General features: G+C 45.2%; 16 protein-coding genes and 1 riboswitch. All 16 genes read left to right on the top strand.

Annotation, left to right across the window (positions count from 1 at the left end; genetic code table 11):
* Positions 1-531 precede the first annotated feature (531 nt).
* Positions 532-1,188, top strand: coding sequence for a stage V sporulation protein AA (locus MH215_RS01400; protein ID WP_239287184.1), 657 nt, complete (start codon positions 532-534; stop codon positions 1,186-1,188).
* Positions 1,169-1,597, top strand: a complete 429-nt coding sequence (locus MH215_RS01395; protein ID WP_239287182.1) for a stage V sporulation protein AB — start codon at positions 1,169-1,171, stop codon at positions 1,595-1,597. The genes MH215_RS01400 and MH215_RS01395 overlap by 20 nt, the downstream gene beginning before the upstream one ends.
* A 26-nt stretch (positions 1,598-1,623) precedes the next feature.
* Positions 1,624-3,291: a spore germination protein gene (locus MH215_RS01390; RefSeq protein WP_239287180.1), complete on the top strand. Its 1,668-nt coding sequence runs from the start codon at positions 1,624-1,626 to the stop codon at positions 3,289-3,291.
* Between the two features lie 101 nt (positions 3,292-3,392).
* Entirely contained in the window at positions 3,393-4,724 is a 1,332-nt protein-coding gene (gene lysA / locus MH215_RS01385) for a diaminopimelate decarboxylase (protein ID WP_239287178.1), read from the top strand.
* Positions 4,725-5,030: 306 nt separating this feature from the next.
* Positions 5,031-5,462, top strand: a complete 432-nt coding sequence (locus MH215_RS01380) for a peptidylprolyl isomerase (protein ID WP_239287176.1) — start codon at positions 5,031-5,033, stop codon at positions 5,460-5,462.
* 256 nt (positions 5,463-5,718) lie between these two features.
* A riboswitch (FMN riboswitch) is annotated at positions 5,719-5,879 on the top strand.
* Between the two features lie 405 nt (positions 5,880-6,284).
* Complete coding sequence (gene ribD / locus MH215_RS01375; protein ID WP_056696968.1) at positions 6,285-7,388, top strand: bifunctional diaminohydroxyphosphoribosylaminopyrimidine deaminase/5-amino-6-(5-phosphoribosylamino)uracil reductase RibD; 1,104 nt, start codon at positions 6,285-6,287, stop codon at positions 7,386-7,388.
* A 54-nt stretch (positions 7,389-7,442) separates the two neighbouring features.
* Positions 7,443-8,111: a riboflavin synthase gene (gene ribE / locus MH215_RS01370; RefSeq protein ID WP_239287174.1), complete on the top strand. Its 669-nt coding sequence runs from the start codon at positions 7,443-7,445 to the stop codon at positions 8,109-8,111.
* 68 nt (positions 8,112-8,179) lie between these two features.
* Positions 8,180-9,412 carry a bifunctional 3,4-dihydroxy-2-butanone-4-phosphate synthase/GTP cyclohydrolase II gene (locus MH215_RS01365; protein WP_275445940.1) on the top strand — a complete coding sequence of 411 codons (1,233 nt, stop codon included), beginning with the start codon at positions 8,180-8,182 and terminating at the stop codon, positions 9,410-9,412.
* Positions 9,413-9,503: 91 nt separating this feature from the next.
* On the top strand, positions 9,504-9,971 hold the full coding sequence (gene ribH / locus MH215_RS01360; protein WP_056696627.1) for a 6,7-dimethyl-8-ribityllumazine synthase: 468 nt from the start codon (positions 9,504-9,506) through the stop codon (positions 9,969-9,971).
* A gap of 102 nt (positions 9,972-10,073) precedes the next feature.
* Positions 10,074-10,874 carry a segregation and condensation protein A gene (locus MH215_RS01355; RefSeq protein WP_056696629.1) on the top strand — a complete coding sequence of 267 codons (801 nt, stop codon included), beginning with the start codon at positions 10,074-10,076 and terminating at the stop codon, positions 10,872-10,874.
* Positions 10,843-11,526 (top strand): SMC-Scp complex subunit ScpB, encoded by a 684-nt coding sequence (gene scpB / locus MH215_RS01350; protein ID WP_239287172.1) that lies wholly within the window; start codon positions 10,843-10,845, stop codon positions 11,524-11,526. Before MH215_RS01355 ends, scpB begins: the two co-directional genes overlap by 32 nt.
* 220 nt (positions 11,527-11,746) lie before the next feature.
* Positions 11,747-12,472 (top strand): DUF2953 domain-containing protein, encoded by a 726-nt coding sequence (locus tag MH215_RS01345; RefSeq protein ID WP_239288651.1) that lies wholly within the window; start codon positions 11,747-11,749, stop codon positions 12,470-12,472.
* Positions 12,473-12,607: 135 nt separating this feature from the next.
* Positions 12,608-13,078: a GerW family sporulation protein gene (gene ytfJ / locus MH215_RS01340; RefSeq protein ID WP_056696635.1), complete on the top strand. Its 471-nt coding sequence runs from the start codon at positions 12,608-12,610 to the stop codon at positions 13,076-13,078.
* A 136-nt stretch (positions 13,079-13,214) separates the two neighbouring features.
* Positions 13,215-14,402, top strand: a complete 1,188-nt coding sequence (locus MH215_RS01335) for a D-alanyl-D-alanine carboxypeptidase family protein (protein WP_239287170.1) — start codon at positions 13,215-13,217, stop codon at positions 14,400-14,402.
* Positions 14,403-14,417: 15 nt separating this feature from the next.
* On the top strand, positions 14,418-15,044 hold the full coding sequence (locus MH215_RS01330; protein WP_056696640.1) for a nucleoside recognition domain-containing protein: 627 nt from the start codon (positions 14,418-14,420) through the stop codon (positions 15,042-15,044).
* Between the two features lie 6 nt (positions 15,045-15,050).
* Positions 15,051-15,584, top strand: coding sequence for a spore maturation protein (locus tag MH215_RS01325; RefSeq protein ID WP_056696642.1), 534 nt, complete (start codon positions 15,051-15,053; stop codon positions 15,582-15,584).
* Positions 15,585-15,659: the final 75 nt, after the last annotated feature.

The following is a 15,659-nucleotide window of genomic DNA, read 5'->3' as shown; positions in this document are numbered from 1 at the left end:
TTGGAGACAACAGCGATCGGAAGGTTGGTCTGCCACAGGAACGCCCGCGTGTATCTCATTTATCCTTCGCCATAACAGCGACCGGCAATTCGGTCTCCCCTCAGCGCAACGCATTCAATATCTTTCCACCTACCACCTCCCAGCAAATTTCTTTCAAGCGTTTGGATAAAGGGGAGCTGATGCAGAGGAGGGATGGAATTGGTTAGAGGAGCGGAGCGTGAAGGTTTGATTTTGATACACAAGCAGTGGAGGTGGCAGAAAAAACCTGTAGAAGCGAAGCGCTCGCCTTTGTCTCCGAATTTCTAACCGATTAGAAATACATGATAAGAATTTGGAGACAACAGCGATCGGAAGGTTGGTCTGCCACAGGAACGCCCGCGTGTATCTCATTTATCCTTCGCTATAACAGCGACCGGCAACCAATCCATCCTGCAGCTCTGCCAAGCTCCCAATCTTTTTCCAACCCCCATGTAATAAATTTGCACATTCTTCAAATACTAACCTAAATTACGCAGTAAAGGAGTGTTTCGGATGTCCCTGACACCCACTCCAACGGTCTACATTCGTTTGCGCAGCCGCGTCCGTATCCAACGGGGAAAAGAAGTCAGGCTTCGGGATATTGCCCATGTGCTGACCTCTTCAGAAGAACAGGAGCGAAGGCTGATTGAGCTTGAACTGCTACGCCCTGGACCGGAAGATGGCAATCTGATTCTCATTGATATTCTGCAGATTATTCCCCAGATCCGAGGTGTGCTTCCCGATGTCAGTGTAGAGTTAATCGGCTCGGGACATACGCTGGTTGAGGTCGTCGAGGGAAATGGCAAACCGTCCAAATCGTTGTTTATTCTGGTATGGCTACTGCTTTTTTTTGGCTCAGCATTAACCATTATGAATTTTCATGCGGACGTGAGTATGCAGGAAGTTCAAATTCGAATTGTGGAGATGATTACAGGCCGCCGAGATGAGCATCCCTATTTATTTCAGGTGGCATATTCCATCGGGATTGGATTCGGTATGGCAGTGTTCTTCAATCATTTATTTAAGAAGAAGTGGAATGAAGAACCGACACCTCTTGAAGTGGAAATGTTTTTATATCAGCAGAATGTCGACAAGTATGTCGTTATTGAAGAAACTGAACGTATGCATGACCAGGAACGTGGGGAGATGAATGCAGATGAGCGTTCTTAATGGAGCGATCAGCATCGTACTCGGCATTGCTGGAGGAATCGCAGTAGGAAGTGGCGTGATTGCGCTTATCTTGGTACTGGATATGATTCCACGGCTGGCTCAATTGACCCAATCCTATGACAAAACACATTGGTATGAAGGTGCACTTATCGGAGGCTCGTTAGTAGGTACGGTTGCAGATTTCTGGCACTGGAAAGTACATGGGGTGCTGTTACTTAGTCCAATCATTGGGCTGTTCTGCGGTGTGTTTATCGGCTTGCTTGCGGCAGCACTGACGGAAGTGTTAAACGTATTGCCTGTACTTGCCAAAAGGCTAGGAATGAAGCCGTATCTTTTTGGATTGTTGCTTGCCATGATTCTGGGTAAGATGACGGGTTCGTTATTCGATTTTTTTGTATACCAGCGTTAGAGAGCAATGGTTGAAGGAGGATGGACATGGATGTGAGATCAGATCACGGTGAACAGGAGAATGGTGAGGGAGTACCCGAAGAGTTTGTGAATAAGTCACCGTATGAGATTCAGAAGGAAGAAGAAGAGAAGGCTTATCAAGAGAAAAAACAAAATGAGATGTCTGACAGCGTGGAAGAATCCGTTCATTACTGGCAGGAAAATGATGAGATCTCTCCACGTATGAGTGACAACAAAAATACAATGAAACAAATTTTAGGGCTCGGAGAGTCCTTCGACGTAGATCTGCGGGAAATGGTTCTGGGAGGCAAGCATGTTGGGATACTGCTGTTGACTGGGTTTGCCAAAGATGAAATTTTACTTGAAGTGTTAAAAAGATTAACCTATCTCACTCCAGAACAAGTGTCGGAACATGCGCTGAAATCTTACTTTGAATGCTACATTCCTCATATTCAGGTGGAAAAAGTAGATAGCATGAGCGCTGTAATTAAAAAGGTTCTTATGGGTATGAGTGCGATGTTTGTTGAAGGAGATCGCTCCGTCCTTATTATGGATACAAGGAGTTACCCGGTTCGATCACCTGAAGAACCTTCTTTAGAGCGGGTGGTAAGGGGATCGAGAGACGGATTTACAGAGACGCTTTTGACGAATGTGGCCTTAGTTCGACGGAGAATTCGTGACCCTGGATTGAAGTTCGAGCTCATGCAAGTGGGTCGAAGAACACAAACGGATGTATGTGTAGTCTACATTGATGATATCGTGGACAAGGTTCAAGTGGATTCTGTTCGCGAAAAAATAAAACGGGTCGATATCGATGGTATTCCCGCTGCCGATAAGCAGTTGGAGGAAGCGATTATCAACAAAGGGTGGAATCCATTTCCACTCGTCCGATATTCGGAAAGACCCGATGTTACAGCATCTCATCTGCTTGAAGGCAGAGTTGTTATTTTTGTAGATACCTCACCAAGTGTGATGATTTTGCCAACAACCTTTTTTGATCTCTGCGAGCATGCAGAAGAAAATAGGCAAACGGCCTTCATGGGAACCTACCTACGTTGGGTACGGTTCGCAGGTATTCTAATCTCGCTGTTTGTTCTTCCGTTGTGGCTTCTCATGGTGATTGATCCTGCTATTAAACCGATGGGGTTTGATTTTATCGGCCCGCAGGAGAATGTTAAACTTCCACTTATTCTTCAGTTTCTGCTGATAGAACTCGGTGTCGATCTCTTACGGATGGCAGCGGTGCATACACCTACACCACTTGCCTCGGCGATGGGTTTAATAGCAGCTATACTCGTCGGGGATATTGCCGTCAAAACAGGATATTTCGTTAATGAGGTTGTGCTCTATATGGCTATTGCTGCGATAGGGATGTTTGCAACGCCGAGTTATGAACTTGGACTAGCCAACAGGCTGGTACGATTGTTCCTTCTGATTGCAGTGGCAATTTTCAAAGTACCCGGATTCGTGATCGGTACCACCTTATTGGTCATTGCGCTGACAATCCATCGTTCCTACAATTCATCTTATCTGTGGCCGTTCATACCGTTTAATGCAAAGGCGCTTGGAAACTTTTTATTCCGATTGCCATTGCTTGAAAATAAAAAACGTCCATCGTTCAACAAAACTCGTGATAATACCAAAATGCCTGATGATCCAGACGGAGAATCACGAAAAAGTAAAAAACACAAATGATCTGCTGAAAAATCCATTCTTCTTGATGCCTAATTTGGTATACTGGTGTAAAATCATTGGAATAGATAAAATTCCAGTATATAAAGTGAGGAATGCAGATTATGTATTTACATGGTACAAGTAAAATAAATGCACAAGGACATCTAGAAATTGGTGGAGTAGACGCAACAGATTTGAAAGAACAGTTTGGTACACCGCTGTATGTGGTGGACGAGCAATTAGTGCGTGATCGTTGCAGAGAGTATATGGATGCATTCCGCGCTTCGGGTCTGGGCTTCCAAGTTGCATACGCAAGTAAAGCATTCTGCGTAATGGCGATGTGTGCTTTGGCTGCAGAAGAAGGACTTTCACTAGACGTTGTATCTGATGGTGAGCTGTTCACAGCATTGCAAGCAGGATTCCCTGCTGAACGTATTCACTTTCACGGCAACAATAAAACGCTGGAAGAAATCGAGATGGCACTGGATGCAGAGATCGGTTGCTTCGTAGTAGATAACTTTAATGAACTTCACTTGTTGCAAGCTGTGGCTGCGGACAAAAACCGCAAAGTTAACATCTTGCTACGTGTAACGCCTGGCGTTGAGGCGCATACACATGAATATATTTCTACAGGTCAGACAGATTCGAAATTCGGTTTTGATATCGGTAATGGAACGGCGTTCGAAGCAATCGAACTGGCTTCCAAACAACCGAACCTGGTTCTGCTCGGCGTTCACTCTCACATTGGTTCCCAAATCTTTGAGGTTGAAGGGTTCCAGATGGCTGTTCAGCGTGTTGCTGAATTTGCGACAAGTGTGTATGAGCGTCTAAATGTTGCATTCAAAGTGGTTAACCTTGGCGGAGGATTCGGAATCCGTTATATCGATGGAGATACACCGCTTGAAGTTTCACAATACGTGAAGGCTATTACAGATGCGGTTAAAAATCACTTTGCTACCATTGGCTATGCTGTACCTGAGATCTGGGTTGAGCCAGGTCGCAGTATCGTGGGTGAAGCTGGAACTACACTATACACAGTGGGTACGAGCAAAGACATCCCAGGCGTACGTAAATACGTTGCTGTAGATGGTGGTATGACAGATAACCCACGTCCTGCACTTTATGAGTCCAAGTATGAAGCAGTGCTTGCAAACCGTGCTAACGAAGCAGCTCAAGAGACTGTTTCCGTTGCCGGTAAATGCTGCGAGAGTGGCGACATGTTGATCTGGGATCTGGAATTGCCAAAAGTACAAAGCGGTGACTTGCTTGCCGTAGCGTGCACAGGGGCATATAACTATTCCATGGCGAGTAACTACAACCGGATTCGTCGTCCGGCGGTTGTATTTGTCAAAGACGGTCAAGGTGATGTAGTCGTTCGTCGTGAGACATATCAGGACATCATTCAGAATGACTTGGTACCTGAGCGTATCGCTAAACAGCCAGTAATTCGCTAATTTAATAGATGCGTGGGTGGCATGTGCAATAGCATTGTATATCAGTAACTCATTTAGGAAGAAGGCAAAGGGGCGTTGCTCTTTTGTCTTCTTTCATATGTTACAGCAGATCCGAGCAACTTGAAGACGAGAACATATCGGACAGAAGTCACCCTTTTTAGCTGTATTGTGCGAAAAAAAGTTGCTGATTATTTTGCGGTTGAACGCATTTCGGTGTACACTATGAAAAGTGCTATTAAGCTTGACCTAGGGTCATGCGCTTCTGGCACCACTAATGATGGTCAATACGAAAGGAGTCATTTACATATGGCGAAACAAGCGAAAATCAAAATGGCAAACGGCGGAGAAGTTCTGATCGACCTATTCGATCAAGAAGCTCCAAACACAGTAGCAAACTTTGAGAAACTGGCAAACTCCGGCTTCTACAACGGTTTGACTTTCCACCGTGTTATCCCTGGCTTCGTAGCTCAAGGTGGATGCCCAACTGGAAACGGTACAGGCGGTCCTGGTTACACAATCAACTGTGAAATTAACCCGAACAAACATGAGCGTGGAACATTGGCTATGGCGCATGCTGGCCGTAACACAGGTGGAAGCCAGTTCTACATCTGCTATCAACCACAACCACATTTGGATGGACAACATACTGTATTTGGTAAAGTAACCAAAGGTATGGAGTTCGTTGACGCTTTCGAAGGAAACGACAAAATGGAAACTGTTGAAGTTGTTGAAGCGTAAGTTTTACTAAATCACTTATGTTTTACAGGAAACCCTTAATGCTTCTGTTGCAGGAGCATTAAGGTTTTTTTGCATATCTGGCTTTTCTAGAAATGGGCATATCGATTATGAAGAATTCCTCAAATGTGTGATATTCTTCGTTCAGGAAGCGGTTTGTGGTATTTCTTTCGCTTATTAAAAGTTAGTATGTGACAAAAAGGAACAAAAAACAATTGATTTTTTAACGTTAAAGTGCTAACATCCAATTAATAACGCAACAATCCTTCGGGGAGGGTGAGATTCCCTACCGGCGGTGATGCACATGTTCGTGAATCATTTATGTCTATGTGCAAAGTCCGTGACCTGTCTGCTGCGGCAGATGGCTGATCTGGTGCAATTCCAGAACCGACAGTATAGTCTGGATGGGAGAAGGAGAGAGTGTAGCTTCTGGCTGCATTCGCAGATGTGTTGGTGTGCAGTGAGTTTGTGACTGTACATGGAGAAAGCGGGTGTTTCCCATTGCCTCCATACATAGGTTATGTCTTAGAAGCGCTTTACCTAGAATGAATTTCATTAGGGTATGTGTTTGTTTTCACTTACCTGAATCGAATCAAGGTAGTGATTCTGTGCGCTATATGACCAGTGTATCAACGCTGTCTTGCGACGACGTAGTGTCTCTTCTCCCCATCGAACGGACTGTTCGACGGGGATTTTTTATTTTCTTAACGGAATCCTTTAAACATTCGGTAGTGAATTGAAAATCATTTTATGATGAAGATGCACATCATTTTCTCCACTAGGAGAAGATAATAACAAAATAGATTAGACCGTGGGGTGACGGACTTGGAAATGATCAATGATGAATTTTATATGGGACTCGCATTGGATATGGCAGAACGGGCACAAGGACAGACTGGAATTAATCCCGTTGTAGGTTGTGTTGTGGTCAAGGAAGGCCGCGTAGTTGGGCTGGGATCACATCTTAAACGTGGTACAGGTCATGCTGAGGTACATGCATTGAACATGGCGGGTAGTGATGCCGAAGGAAGTACGGTATATGTTACGTTGGAGCCTTGTAGTCACTATGGCAAAACACCTCCATGTAGCGAACGTCTGATTCATGAGAAAGTAAAGCGCGTAGTAGTGTGTTGTGAAGACCCTAATCCTCAAGTATCGGGCAGAGGGATCAGCATGCTTCGCCAACAAGGAATTGAAGTTGAAGTTGGCATATTGCGCGAACGTGGGAGACGCCTGAACGAAAAATTCATTAAATACATCACCACAGGATTACCGTTTGTGACCCTCAAAACGGCCTCGACATTAGATGGCAAAATTGCTACCCGTAGTGGAGATAGTAAATGGATTTCCAATGAACCTGCTCGTGAGATCGTGCATGCCCTTCGTCATCGTCACCAGGGAATTATGGTCGGCGTTGAGACTGTCATTGCTGACAATCCTGAATTGACGACTCGATTGCAAGTGGAAGGCATTCATCCGGTTCGAATCGTAGTGGATTCCAAGCTGCGCCTACCTGTAGGCTCGAAAATGGTCAAGGATGGCATTGCACCGACCTGGGTGCTTACGACGGATGATGCAAGCCCTGAAGCGGCTGAGCGCCTTGAGGCATATGGTGTAGAGGTTATCCGCTGTGGACCAGGACCACGTGTCGATCTACTTAATGCACTCAGTAAACTGGGTGAGCGTGAGATTGGATCTATTTTGCTTGAAGGTGGAGGTACGTTGAACGGCGCAATGCTGGAAGCCAGACTCGTGGATCGTATGCTTATGTTCATTGCTCCCAAAATCGTGGGTGGGTATGATACGCCGGGAAGTTTCCGTTTCGAAGGTGTTGAGCGTATGAGTCAGGCCATTCAATTGAATCAACTGGAAATCGAGCAAGTTGGAGATAATATTAGCATTGGCGGTATCCCGGTCTGGCCAGAATAAGGGAGATCGATGAAGCGTGAGTGCTAAGAAGATGTACAAGAAGGAGGCGGTAGCATGTTTACCGGTCTAGTGGAAGAAGTCGGTCACATTCGGCGCATCGGTCGAAAGGGCGAAGCATTGGTTCTAAACATCGGAGCTTCCGCCATCATGGATGATTTGAAAATTGGTGATAGCGTGGCTGTAAATGGAGTATGTCTAACGGCAACTACGCTGGAAGGCGGAGGTTTTACCGCTGACGTTATGCCAGAAACGTATCGACATACGAATTTGAATCACCTGCAATCAGGAAGCAAAGTGAACTTAGAGCGTGCAATGCTATCTGGTGGCCGGTTTGGTGGACATATTGTACAGGGGCATGTGGATGGCACGGGAGTGATTGGCAGTATTACTCGTGACCAGAATGCGGTTGTTTTCGAAATTAAACCGGATGATCATGATCTTTTTAAATATTTGATTCCAAAAGGGTCTGTCACCTTAGACGGCATCAGTCTTACCGTTGTGAACACCGCTTCCGGATCATTCACGGTTTCTATTATTCCTCATACCATTGGAGAGACTGTGCTGAATTTCAAGAAAACTGGAGATACCATCAATATTGAATGTGACATCTTGGGTAAATACGTGGATCATTTACTTCAATACGGGAACGGCCACTCCAGCACGAAAGAGACGAAGCCCAAGAGTATAAGTGAAGAGTTTCTAGCCAATCACGGCTTTGCGTAAAATATAGGTTTGAATAAACTTTTTACACGAAAACGGAGAAGACAGATAAAAGAATTGGAGGGAGACGTATGACAGAGCAATCCATTCTCGATCCAATCGAGGAAGCTATCTATGATCTGATGCGAGGAAAACCCGTGATCGTTGTGGATGATGAAGACCGGGAGAATGAAGGTGATTTCATCGCTTTGGCAGATAAGGCTACGCCTGAAGTCATTAATTTCATGATCACCGAGGGCAGAGGTCTAGTCTGCGTACCGATTACACAGCAACGTGCAGACGAACTCAATCTCAAACCGATGGTTCAACAGAACACAGACTTTCATGGGACAGCATTCACCGTGTCAGTAGATCACAAAGATACAACAACTGGAATTTCCGCGTTTGAACGCTCCATTACGGTGAAAGGTTTAATTGATCCTGATGCGAAAAGCACGGATTTCCGCAAACCGGGTCACATGTTCCCGCTCATCGCTAAAGACGGCGGAGTACTGCGTCGTGCTGGACATACGGAAGCCGCAGTCGATCTGGCAATTATGTGTGGTTCATACCCTGCAGGCGTGATCTGTGAGGTCATCAAGGAAGATGGTACGATGGCGAGATTACCTGATCTACAGGAAATCGCACGTAAGCATGATCTGAAGTTGATTAGCATTCAGGACATGATTCGGTACCGCAATGAGAAGGAACAATTAGTACAGCGCGAGGTGGCTGTGCGTATGCCTACGGATTTTGGTGAATTCCAGGCAGTTGCATACACCAATGCGGTGGATAATAAGGAACATGTCGCACTGGTTAAGGGTGAGATTGACGGTTCCAAGCCTGTATTGGTGCGTGTTCACTCGGAGTGTCTCACAGGGGATGTATTCCACTCTCATCGTTGTGACTGCGGACCTCAATTCGATGCGGCACTCAGACAGATTGATGAAGAGGGCAATGGAATCCTGCTCTATATGAGACAGGAAGGCCGGGGCATCGGCTTAATCAACAAGCTCAAAGCCTATAAGTTGCAGGAGGAAGGGCTAGACACCGTAGATGCTAACTTGAAGCTTGGATTCGCTGCAGATCTTCGTGATTATGGGATTGGAGCCCAGATCCTCAAAGACCTTGGTGTTCGCCAGATTCGTCTGTTAACCAATAATCCACGCAAGATCAAAGGGTTAGAAGGCTACGGCCTTGAGGTGGTTGAACGGGTATCGATTCAGATCCAAGAGAATGAGGATAATACGCTGTACCTGCATACCAAACAAGCGAAGCTTGGACACATGCTGAAGTTTGATGAAATCGAGCAAAATGAAAAATAATTGAACTTCGATTCATATATGTAATTTGTGGAAAAAGAAACAACAAGATCATTCGATTATATCTCATACTAATTATAGGAGTTGACTAACAATGCCAAACTTTTTTGAAGGACATTTAGTGTCAGAAGGATTAAAATATGGAGTAGTCGTTGGACGTTTCAACGAATTTATTACGAGTAAATTGCTCAGCGGTGCACTGGATGCTTTCAAACGTCATGGCGTTCAGGACAATGAAGTTGATGTAGCGTGGGTTCCAGGAGCCTTCGAAATCCCGCTTATTGCACAGAAAATGGCCGAGAGTGGCAAGTATGACGCGGTTATTACACTAGGAACAGTCATTCGTGGATCAACAACTCACTATGACTATGTATGTAATGAAATGGCAAAAGGTGTTGCGGCAATTAACCTCAAAACAGGCGTGCCAACGATCTTTGGTCTCGTGACTACAGAGAACATTGAGCAAGCGATTGAACGCGCTGGGACGAAGGCGGGCAACAAAGGTTGGGATGCAGCTACGGCCGCAATTGAAATGGCAAACTTGACGAAACAGCTAAAATAGTGCTTATTTAATGTAGTGCCCTGCTCTGCGCAGACGAAAACGGGAGACTGAATTCGGCGGCTTAGCAGGGTTTTGTATTTTTCTGGCGGGAGGATTCGTCTAGTGACGGTAGTTACATACAAACTGGAGACTTTTGAAGGGCCTTTGGATCTTCTGCTTCACTTGATCGACAAGGCAGAGATTCAAATCCAGGATATTCCCATCAGCGATATTACCGATCAATATATGGCGTATCTGCATTCGATGCAAGAATTGGAGCTCGATATTACAAGTGAATTTCTCGTGATGGCTGCAACACTTTTATCGATCAAAAGCAAACTATTACTGCCCAAACCACCGGTAATTGAGGATTTTGAGGATTATGATTATATCGAAGATGAAGATTATGATCCACGTGCTGAACTGATTGCACGTCTGATTGAATATCGCAAATACAAAGGGATTGCACGGCATCTGCATGAGCGGGAGTGGGAGCGGAGCCTCATCTTTTCCAAAGAGCCTGAAGATCTTAGACCTTATATGCCTGTGGAGACGCAATCGAATCCGGTGCAGGGGCTTCATACCTCCGATCTCATCGCTGCTTTTCAGAAGGCGCTACGTAAGGCTGAGAAACGAACGACCGTTGCTCGTATTCAACGAGATGAAATATCGGTTAAAGATCGTATTCGTGATGTCATTGGTGCACTGGAGCGTATAGGGCCAGGTGGTAAGTTGTTGTTTTCTAAGCTGTTAGATGAACAGATCTATCGGCATGAAATTGTCGTTACCTTTCTTGCGATCTTAGAGCTAATGAAGATGAAGCAGATCGTCTGTTATCAGGAGCGGATGTTTGAGGATATTGTTATGGAGTGGAGAGGGGAAGCAAGGAATCATGGATTTTCCGAAATTGAAGTCGATTATTGAAGGCCTGCTGTTTTTGTCCGGAGAAGAAGGTCTAAGTATCAAACAAATTGCCGAAATCGTAGATCAACATCCGGAACGGGTGTCCGATGCGGTGGAGGAAATGGTTGCTGATTTTGCAAATCAGGGAAGAGGGGTTCAGATTCTCAAGCTGGCCGGCGTGGTGCAACTCGGAACATTGCCGGAACATGCCTCTTATTTTGAGAAACTTGCCTATTCTCCAGCGCGTACATCGTTATCCCAAGCGGCTCTGGAGACGCTTGCTATTGTGGCCTATCGCCAGCCGATTACTCGGGTGGAGATTGAAGAGATTCGCGGTGTGAAGTCTGAACGTGCCATTCATACGTTAGTGAACAAAGATCTGATTCATGAAGTGGGACGAGCAGAGGCTATCGGGCGCCCGATCCTGTATGGCACAACCAAGTCGTTCTTAGATTATTTTGGCCTGGCTACAATTAAGGATCTTCCTGAGCCAGGGTTGTTCGAAGATACGGAAAACCTAGAGGAAGAAACACAGCTCTTATTTGATAAGTTAGATGTGCAGCAAGTAAGCTTGGATGGAAGTGATCAGACAGATTCATTTGATGAGGTAATCGATGATCATGGATTAGACATTGCTGAAGACTTGGATGATGGAGATCACGAAAATAGGTAAATGATATATGATATACCATTTGTCATCGCGTTACTGCGTATGTAGGCCGATTCCTTTTGTACATAAAGGTTTCGGTCTATTTGCGTTTTCGTGATGCGTAAGGGCAATGACTGAATTGTGTAAGTTCAACGGTTTTTCGATGAGCCATGAATTTTTTCCAATATATAGTGTCATACTATTCAGGAAGAGAATTGTAGCCTTGGAGGTAAGGCCTGTGTGGATGTGGCTTGGGGGAATCGTGCTGTTTGCCATTCTGTTACTTGCCATTGTTCTCATCTCGAATATTCATATACACTTTACGTTTCGTAAACATAGAAGTGATGATTATGCTCTTATCAATCTTCGTCTTCTCTACGGCCTGGTTCGAATCAAATATGAAATTCCGAGTATCGTCTTCAAAAATATGAAAGAAGGATTTCTTGTGAAGACGCAGCAACGAACGAACCATTCGCGGGGGGAAGCAGAGGGCAACGAGCGTGTGAACAAACGCAAAGTTAAGAAATGGGCAAAAGAAGTAAAAGTAATGCTTAGAGCGACGGATGCACTCAAAATTTGGGTCAAACAAACGCTCACCCGTGTACATATGACTGATTTATCCTGGTCTACCCGGATTGGAGTAGCAGATGCGGCCTATACGGCCATCGTTACAGGCTGGGTATGGACAATGAAGTCCATCATGATTGGATTTTTATCCTATCAGGTACAGTTTAAACGCACACCTTGTCTGGAAGTCATTCCAGTGTGGGAGGATGAAATGGAATTTCAGACAGAACTGGAGTTGCATATGCGCATTCGATTTGGTGCGGTCTTCACCGCAGGGCTCCGTCTGATGACGCGTGTTCTCAAAGTAGAAGGGGGCTGGCGGATGTGGTTTCGACTTCTACAGGAGCAGCGGCGCAAACACAAGCAGAAGCTCAAGGAACAACATCATAATTCTCACATTTAATTGTGAGCCTTGCCAAATGATGGTTTAAACGAATTCAGGATGTATCCAGGTACGCACTGGTACATAACTCCCTTGAAATTGGGGATGATATGGTTTAGATCAAACCTAGTTAAAATGAAACTGGAGGGAACTTACATGTCAGATCATCCAATACAAGGCTTAATGGAAACTGCTATGGAAAATATCAAGGCCATGGTAGATGTCAATACAATCGTTGGCGATGCAGTTGAAACACCGGACGGTACGGTTATTTTGCCGATCAGTAAAGTGGGCTTTGGTTTTGCAGCGGGCGGCAGTGACTTTAATGTGAATGTTGAAAAGAAAGAAAGCGGTTCTGCTTCAACTGCGGAACATGCAAAATCAGCCAAGGTTGCTTCTCCATTCGGTGGAGGTAGCGGGGGGGGCGTGTCCATCCGTCCGATTGCCTTCCTCGTCGTAGGAAAACAAGGTGTTCATATCGTACCACTTGATAATTCAACACACTTATTTGAGAAATTAATCGATTCGACGCCATACGTTATGGATCGAATTCAGGAGATGTTCCGTCGTAACCCTTCTAAAGATGAACCGGAGATCCGAACTCCTGATCCATCGACTTACAGCTAAAATAATGGATGTATTGAATCCCTCCCGTTGCACATGCGAGAGGGATTTTTAGGTTGTTTTGTATCACTAGGACATACTTCGGGTTGTCCAGACATAAAGTAGTACAAGATTCCAAGTGACCCGGAGGAATGGTTGAATGAAAATGTTAACGAAAATGATTGCGAGTTTCCTGATTCCGTTATTATTGTTGTCTTCAGTTGGAATTGCCGGTGCATCTGGAACGATTCCAAGCCCCTCAACTCATGCTCAGAGCGCAGCTCTCATTGATGTCACGTCTGGGCGGATTTTGTACAGCAAGTCTGGAGATCAAGAATTGCGTATCGCCAGCTTGACCAAGATCATGACCGCGATTGTCGCCATTGAACATGGGAAACTACAAGATAAGGTGAAGGTGACAGCCTCTTCATTTGCAAAGGAAGGATCGTCGCTTTATCTCAAACTTGGCGAAGAGATGACGCTTGAGAACATGCTGTATGGACTTATGTTGCGTTCTGGTAATGATGCAGCTTCGGCTATTGCCGAGCATGTTGGTGGCTCAGAGGAAGGCTTTGTGCTTCTGATGAATAAGAAAGCAGAGGAGATCGGGTTAACCCGTTCCCACTTCATGAATCCTCATGGCTTGGATGCCGAGGGACATTATTCTACAGCGAATGATCTGGCACGTTTAACGGCTTATGCGCTACATAATCCCGTGTTCAAACGCATCGTGGCAACGGAGAATAAATCGGCACCGAATCCTAATGAAAGCTGGGAATACTCCTGGCACAACAAAAATAAAATGCTGCGATTGTATGAAGGAGCTGACGGGGTTAAGACTGGTTATACCAAAAAAGCCTTCAGGTGTCTGGTAAGCTCTGCGACGCGGGATGGGCAACAGCTAGCGGCTGTAACCCTGAATGATGGAGACGATTGGAACGATCATGCACGTATGCTGGATTTCGGATTCAAAAACTTTCCTTTAAGAGAAATCGCAGAAAAAGAACAGCCTGTGGCGAATACCACGGTCGTTACAGGACGAGGTTTTCAATATCCGCTGGCTGAAAGTGAGATCGACTCTATAAGTAAGAAGCTGATCTTAACGACCAATCGCGGTCAAAATGAATCGCAAAACGAAAGTAAAGCGAATGATCTTTCATTTGGTCTAGCTGGTCGTATTGAAATGCAACTGAATGGGAAGTTCATAGGCTCTATTCCCGTGTATCACAAAGGAAGTTATATTCCTCCCCAACCTGAGATGCAAGAAGCTGCATTTGCTGGAATAGGGGAAATTACAACTTGGGCAGCCGCATGGCGTGCCGTGATAAGTCACTTGTTGTCCCCGTAAAGGAGGTTTTCCTGGTTGATCAATCTAATCTGGTTACTGATGATTGTGATTGGGTTTGTTTTTGCAGCGGTGAATGGAAAGATTGAAGTGGTCACGCAAGCGGCTTTTGATGGGGCGGCCACCGGGGTTACGGTTTGTTTGGGACTGATCAGTGTGCTTGTATTTTGGATGGGTATGATGAAAATAGGTGAAGATGCTGGACTGCTTAGCAAAATTGCTAAGCTTCTTGGTCCAGTCGTTGCCTTCTTGTTTCCAGACGTGCCTCGTAATCATCCAGCCATGGGTTATATCCTATCTAACATGAGTGCCAACCTGCTCGGTCTAGGGAATGCTGCTACACCAATGGGCATTAAGGCGATGCAACAGTTACAAGAACTTAACCCTGATAAAGAAACGGCATCCCCAGCTATGTGTACATTACTCGCGTTAAATACGGCAAGCATTACGCTAATTCCTACGACGCTAATTGCTATTCGGTTGAATTATCAATCCGCCAACGCAACAGAGATTGTGGGAACGACGCTAATCGCAACAATTATCGCAACACTAGCAGCGATTATGGCAGATCGTTGGTATAGAAATAGAACGCTGAACAAACCGCCACGTATCGTGAAGAGCGGCAATCCTGGCATGAAAGGATGAATAACCTTGCTAACCTTCGTCAACTGGATCTCTGCCTGGGCCATTCCGGTTATTATCGCGTTTGTTCCATTATATGCGTTTACCAAGAAGGTTCCAGTCTATGAATCCTTCGTTGATGGAGCAAAAGAGGGGTTCTCCACTGCGATTAGCATTATTCCTCATCTCGTGGGAATGATGGTTGCGATAAGTGTATTTCGTGCTTCGGGAGCCCTTGATTTTGTGATTAGTTGGTTTGCTCCACTTGTATCCTGGATGGGTATACCAGGAGAAGTCCTGCCACTGGGAATTCTTCGTCCGCTAACGGGGACAGGCTCTCTAGCTTTTACAACCGATCTGATTAAGACCTATGGGCCTGACTCCATGATTGGTCGTATGGCCTCTACAATTCAAGGAAGCACAGATACAACGCTCTATGTACTGACCGTATATTTTGGGGCGGTAGGCATTCGAAACGGTCGTTATGCACTCAAAGTAGGTCTGTTTTCAGATGTTGTGGGCTTCATCGCGGCACTTGTCATCTGTTTAATCGTTTTTGGATAAACCTATTTCAATACATTCTATAATTATAGTTAACCAAGTTGCATTCTCCTTCCGATATACAAGATATGCTAGAAT

Source organism: Paenibacillus sp. ACRSA, from assembly GCF_022346845.1.
In the GTDB taxonomy this organism is placed as follows: Bacteria; Bacillota; Bacilli; order Paenibacillales; family Paenibacillaceae; genus Paenibacillus.
Note: the sequence above shows the minus strand (reverse complement) of the source record. Positions and strands in the feature narration are given on the sequence as shown.